Below are 5572 nucleotides of genomic sequence, written 5' to 3'. Positions count from 1 at the left end.
ACCCGCTGCTGGAAGGCGGAGGAGCGCTGCTCGACCGAGGTGCCGCTGCTGGCGGTGCCGCAGGTGCTCAGCGGCCCGGCCGCGCACGAGTCGGCCTGCCACTTCGCCGAGGTCCGCGAGGCCGCCGCGACCACGGCCTGACAGCCCGTCCGAAGGGCCCGGGGTGCACTACCGCACCCCGGGCCCTTCGGCGTCTCCTGACGGCCCATGAGCACGCACCCATCCGGCGGTACTACGGTCGCGCCGCCGCCGGGCCGCGCTTCTCATGGGGTGTGATGCGTTCCACACCCCTAGGAGGAAGCTCCATGCCCGCAGCCACCCGAGTGCGCCGGGCCGTCATCGCTGCGACATCCGTGGCCCTGGTGGCCACCGGCTGTGGCAGCAGTGGCGGCGGAGGCAGCAGCAGCGGTTCCTCGGACACCGGCAAGACGTTCAGCTACCAGAGCAGCGAACCGCAGAACCCGCTGCAGCCGGCCAACGCCAACGAGGTCGGCGGTGGACGCATCCTGCAGAACCTCTTCAAGGGCCTGGCCGACTACGACCCGAGCAACGCCACGCTGCGGATGCAGGTCGCGGACTCCATCGACACCAGCGACTCGCAGACCTTCAACGTCACCATGAAGTCCGGCTGGACCTTCCACGACGGCACCCCGGTCAAGGCCGCCAACTTCGTGAACGCCTGGAACTGGGCGGCGACCACCGCCAACAACCAGATCAACAGCTCCTGGTTCTCCGACATCGAGGGCTACCAGGACGTCCACCCGGCGGGCGGCGCCCCCGCCACCAAGACCACCATGTCCGGGCTGACGGTGGTGGACGACACCCACTTCACCATCAAGCTGAGCAGCAAGGTCTCGTACTTCCCCTACAAGCTCGGCTACATCGCCTTCTCCCCGCTGCCCGACGCCTTCTTCAACGACCCGGCGGGGTACGGCCAGAAGCCGGTCGGCGACGGTCCGTACCAGTTCGTCAGCTGGGACCACAACTCCCAGGTGGTGACCAAGACCTACCCGGGCTACATGGGCGTCGACAAGCCGAAGAACGGCGGCGTCGTCTTCAAGATGTACACCACCGCCGAGGCCGCCTACGCGGACCTGCAGTCGGACAACCTGGACGTGATGGACCAGGTGCCGCCGTCCGCGCTGTCCAGCTACAAGAGCGACCTCGGCAACCGGGCGATCGACGAGCCCCAGGGCTCGATCCAGAACATCGGCTTCACGCTGTACCAGCCCGAGTGGCAGGGCGCCAACACCGCCAAGGTCCGCCAGGGGCTGTCGATGGCGATCGACCGCGACACCATCACCAAGACGGTGCTGCAGGGCTCCCGGGCGCCGGCCTCCTCCTGGGTCGCCCAGGGCGTCGAAGGCTACAAGGCCGGTACCTGCGGCGACTTCTGCAACTTCGACCCGGCCAAGGCCAAGCAGCTGATCGCCGAGGGCGGCGGCGTGCCCGGCGGCCGGCTGACCATCACCTACAACGCCGACGGCGGCCACAAGGAGTGGGTGGACGCGGTCTGCAACTCGATCCGGCAGAACACCGGGGTGGACTGCGCCGGCGACCCCAAGACCGACTTCAAGACCGCCCGGGCGGCGATCACCGGCCACCAGATCAGCGGCGCGTTCCGCACCGGCTGGCAGCAGGACTACCCGCTGAACGCCAACTTCCTGTCCGACGTGTACCGCACCGGCGCGGCCGCCAACGACTTCGGCTACTCCAGCCCGCAGTTCGACCAGCTCGCCGCCCAGGCCGACGCGGCGCCCACCATCCAGGACTCGGCGACCGGCTACCAGCAGGCCGAGGCCGTCCTGCCGCAGGACATGCCCGCCATCCCGCTCTGGTACTACCGGACCAACTCGGGCTACTCCAACAACGTCCAGAACGTCACGTTCGACTCCTTCGGCAACCCGGCCTGGACCCAGGTCGAGGTCAAGGGCTGATCCCGCCCGTACCGGCCCCGTCCTCCCCGCACGGAGGGCGGGGCCCCCGGCTCTAGGGCCCGTCCCCCGCTCCCGGGCGCGCCCCAGGTCACCTCCCGGAAGGAGGCACGATGGGCAGCTACATTATCCGGCGCGTGCTGCAGATGATCCCGGTGTTCCTCGGCGCGACGTTCCTGATCTTCGTGATGGTCTACGCCCTCCCGGGCGACCCGATCGCGGCGATGTTCGGCGACAAGGCGGCCGACCCCGCGCAGGTGGCCAGCCTGCGGCACAAGTACTACCTCGACCAGCCGCTGTGGAAGCAGTACCTGCACTACATGAACAACCTCTTCCACCTCGACTTCGGCACCAGCTTCACCGGCCGCTCGGTCGCCGACATCATGGCGGACGCCTTCCCGGTCACCATCCGGCTGGCCCTGGTCGCCTTCTTCTTCGAGATCGTGGTCGGCCTGCCGCTCGGCGTGCTCTCCGGCCTCAAGCGCGGCACCATCTGGGACACCCTGGTCCTGATCATCACCCTGCTGGTGATCTCGATCCCGGTCTTCGTGCTCGGCTACATCGCCCAGACGGTGTTCGCCACCGACCTGGGCTGGGTCACCCCGACCGTGCAGGACTCCGAGGACATCACCCAGCTGATCCTGCCCGGCGCCGTGCTGGCCGCCCTCTCGCTCGCGTACGTCGCCCGGCTCACCCGGACCTCGATCGGCGAGAACCTGCGGGCCGACTACATCCGCACCGCCACCGCCAAGGGCCTGCCGCGCCGCACCATCGTCACCCGCCACCTGCTGCGCAACTCGCTGATCCCGGTGGTCACCTTCCTCGGTACCGACCTGGGCGCGCTGATGGGCGGCGCGATCGTCACCGAAGGCATCTTCAACATCAAGGGCGTCGGCAACATCCTCTACCGGGCGATCGGCCAGAAGGAGGGCCCGACGGTGGTCGGCATCGTCACCGTGCTGGTCGTGGTCTACCTGGTCGCCAGCCTGCTCGTCGACCTGCTCTACGCCGTTCTGGACCCGAGGATCCGCTATGCCTGACGTGCACGACGAGAACGACCCCAAGCCGCTCCCCCCGCCCGGCAGCGGCCACCTCGACTACGTCGGCAACCAGGGGCTGCTGGTCGAGCAGGACACCCTGATCGAACCCGACCCGGCCAAGCGCGAGGAGGCCCGCAGCCTCTGGGGCGACGCCTGGCGGGACCTGCGCCGTCAGCCGATCTTCATCCTCTCGGCGCTGCTGATCGTGCTGCTGGTGATCATCGCGATCTTCCCCGGCCTGTTCACCAACGCCAACCCGCGCCAGGCCAACCTGGCCAAGGACTTCCTGCGGCCGCCCGACTGGACGGACTTCTTCGGCGCCGGCTGGTGGGGCTACGACGGCCAGGGCCGCTCCGTCTACGCCCGGGTGCTGTACGGGGCCCGGGCGTCGATCACGGTGGGCATCTGCGTCACCCTGGCGGTCACCGTCCTCGGAGGGCTGGCCGGGATGGCCGCCGGCTTCTTCGGCGGCTGGGTGGACAGCGTGCTCTCCCGGGTGATCGACATCTTCTTCGGCATCCCGCTGCTGCTCGGCTGCCTGGTGCTGCTGAACGCCTTCACCACCCGCACGGTCTGGACCGTGGTGCTGGCGCTGGCCGTGCTCGGCTGGACCCAGATCGCCCGCGTGATGCGCGGTGCGGTCATCACGGTCAAGCAGGCCGACTACGTGGTGGCCGGGAAGGCGCTCGGCGCCGGCACCAACCGGCTGATGTTCCGGCACATCCTGCCGAACGCGCTGGCCCCCGTGATCGTGGTCGCCACCATCGCGCTCGGCGGCTACATCACCGCCGAGGCGACACTGAGCTTCCTCGGCATCGGCCTGCAGGACCCGACCATCTCCTGGGGCGTGGACATCTCCTCGGCCCAGAAGGTGATCCGGCAGGCGCCGTACGTGCTGTTCTTCCCGGCCGCGGCGCTCTCCGTCACCGTGCTGGCCTTCATCATGATGGGCGACGCGGTGCGCGACGCCCTCGACCCGAAGCTGCGCTGAGCGAGGGGACGCCCCGTGACTACCGCTGTCGAGTTCGGCCGCTCCGAGCGGCAGGAGCCGTACCCCGGCCCGCTGCTCGAAGTCCGCGACCTGCACGTCGAGTTCAAGACCCGGGACGGGGTCGCCAAGGCCGTCAACGGCGTCAACTACACCGTCAGCGCCGGGGAGACGCTCGCCGTGCTCGGCGAGTCCGGGTCCGGCAAGTCCGTCACCGCCCAGGCCATCATGGGCATCCTGGACATGCCGCCGGCCCGGATCCCGCAGGGCGAGATCCTCTACCGCGGCCAGGACCTGCTGAAGATGGGCCGCGAGGAGCGCCGCAGGATCCGCGGCCAGCGGATCGCGATGATCTTCCAGGACGCGCTCTCCTCCCTCAACCCGGTGCTCAGCGTCGGCCACCAGCTCGGCGAGATGTTCCGCGCACACCGCGGCGCCTCGCGGGCCGAGGCCAAGGCCAGGTCGATCGAGCTGATGGACCGGGTGCGGATCCCGGCCGCCAAGGACCGGGTGTCGGACTACCCGCACCAGTTCTCCGGCGGTATGCGCCAGCGGATCATGATCGCGATGGCGCTGGCCCTGGAACCGGACCTGATCATCGCGGACGAGCCGACCACGGCGCTGGACGTGACGGTGCAGGCGCAGGTGATGGACCTGCTGGCGGAGCTGCAGGCCGAGTACCACATGGGTCTGATCCTGATCACCCACGACCTCGGTGTGGTCGCCGACGTCGCGGACAAGATCGCGGTGATGTACGCCGGCCGGATCGTGGAGACCGCCCCCGTGCACGAGCTGTACGCCAGCCCCGCGCACCCCTACACCCGCGGCCTGCTCGACTCGATCCCGCGCCTGGACCAGAAGGGCCAGGAGCTCTACGCGATCAAGGGCCTGCCGCCCAACCTGCTGCGGATCCCCCCGGGCTGCGCCTTCAACCCGCGCTGCCCCCGGGCGCAGGAGATCTGCCGCCAGGAGGTGCCCAGGCTCTTCGACGTCACCGCGGCCGACGGCACGCCCGCCCCCGGCCGGGGCAGCGCCTGCTTCTTCTGGAAGGAGACCCTCGATGACGCCTAGTGGGGCCAGTCCGATCAGCGCGGCCGCACCGGAGGAGATCGCGTTCCGGCACCGGGTGCCCAAGGGCGAGCCGATCCTGGAGGTCCGCGACCTGGTCAAGCACTTCCCGCTGACCAAGGGGGCGGTGTTCAAGAAGCAGGTCGGCGCGGTCAAGGCGGTCGACGGGGTCAGCTTCGACCTGATGCAGGGCGAGACGCTGGGCATCGTCGGCGAGTCGGGCTGCGGCAAGTCGACGCTGGCCAAGGTCCTGATGAACCTGGAGCCCGCCACCGCCGGCTCGGTGCGCTACAAGGGGGAGGAGATCTCCCGGCTGTCGGGCGCCGCGCTGAAGGCGGTGCGCCGCAACATCCAGATGGTGTTCCAGGACCCGTACACCTCGCTGAACCCCCGGATGACGGTGGGTGACATCATCGGCGAGCCGTACGAGATCCACCCGGAGGTGGCGCCGAAGGGCGACCGCCGCAAGGCCGTCCAGGACCTGCTGGACGTGGTCGGTCTCAACCCGGAGTACATCAACCGGTACCCGCACCAGTTCTCCG

5 protein-coding genes and 1 pseudogene are annotated in these 5572 nt (G+C 69.5%); all 6 read left to right on the top strand.

Annotated features, from left to right (window positions below; all coding sequences use genetic code 11):
• Nucleotides 1-141: pseudogene (locus AA75_RS52860) on the top strand (peptide ABC transporter ATP-binding protein); the annotation flags it as partial.
• 164 nt (nt 142-305) lie between these two features.
• Complete coding sequence (locus tag AA75_RS36870) at nt 306-1937, top strand: ABC transporter substrate-binding protein (protein ID WP_033824780.1); 1632 nt, start codon at nt 306-308, stop codon at nt 1935-1937.
• Between the two features lie 110 nt (nt 1938-2047).
• The gene (locus AA75_RS36865) at nt 2048-2974 is read left to right on the top strand and encodes an ABC transporter permease (RefSeq protein WP_033824779.1); all 927 of its coding nucleotides are present in this window, start codon (nt 2048-2050) and stop codon (nt 2972-2974) included.
• The gene (locus AA75_RS36860; protein WP_033824778.1) at nt 2967-3965 is read left to right on the top strand and encodes an ABC transporter permease; all 999 of its coding nucleotides are present in this window, start codon (nt 2967-2969) and stop codon (nt 3963-3965) included. The genes AA75_RS36865 and AA75_RS36860 overlap by 8 nt, the downstream gene beginning before the upstream one ends.
• A 15-nt stretch (nt 3966-3980) precedes the next feature.
• Nucleotides 3981-5033 (top strand): ABC transporter ATP-binding protein, encoded by a 1053-nt coding sequence (locus AA75_RS36855; RefSeq protein ID WP_033824777.1) that lies wholly within the window; start codon nt 3981-3983, stop codon nt 5031-5033.
• Nucleotides 5023-5572 (top strand): dipeptide/oligopeptide/nickel ABC transporter ATP-binding protein (locus tag AA75_RS36850; protein ID WP_149038597.1); only part of this gene is annotated, 550 nt, incomplete at its 3' end. The genes AA75_RS36855 and AA75_RS36850, both read left to right, overlap by 11 nt.

It is taken from the genome of Kitasatospora sp. MBT63 (assembly GCF_000710465.2).
Classification (GTDB): domain Bacteria; phylum Actinomycetota; class Actinomycetes; order Streptomycetales; family Streptomycetaceae; genus Kitasatospora.
The sequence above is the reverse complement of the archived record's forward strand: the minus strand, read 5'-3'. Positions and strand labels throughout refer to the sequence as shown.

Bases quoted from the DNA above. Each gene is read 5' to 3' on its own strand.
- AA75_RS36870 (WP_033824780.1), top strand. From the start codon at position 306: ATGCCCGCAGCCACCCGAGTGCGCCGGGCCGTCATCGCTGCGACATCC.
- AA75_RS36865 (WP_033824779.1), top strand. From the start codon at position 2,048: ATGGGCAGCTACATTATCCGGCGCGTGCTGCAGATGATCCCGGTGTTC.
- AA75_RS36860 (WP_033824778.1), top strand. From the start codon at position 2,967: ATGCCTGACGTGCACGACGAGAACGACCCCAAGCCGCTCCCCCCGCCC.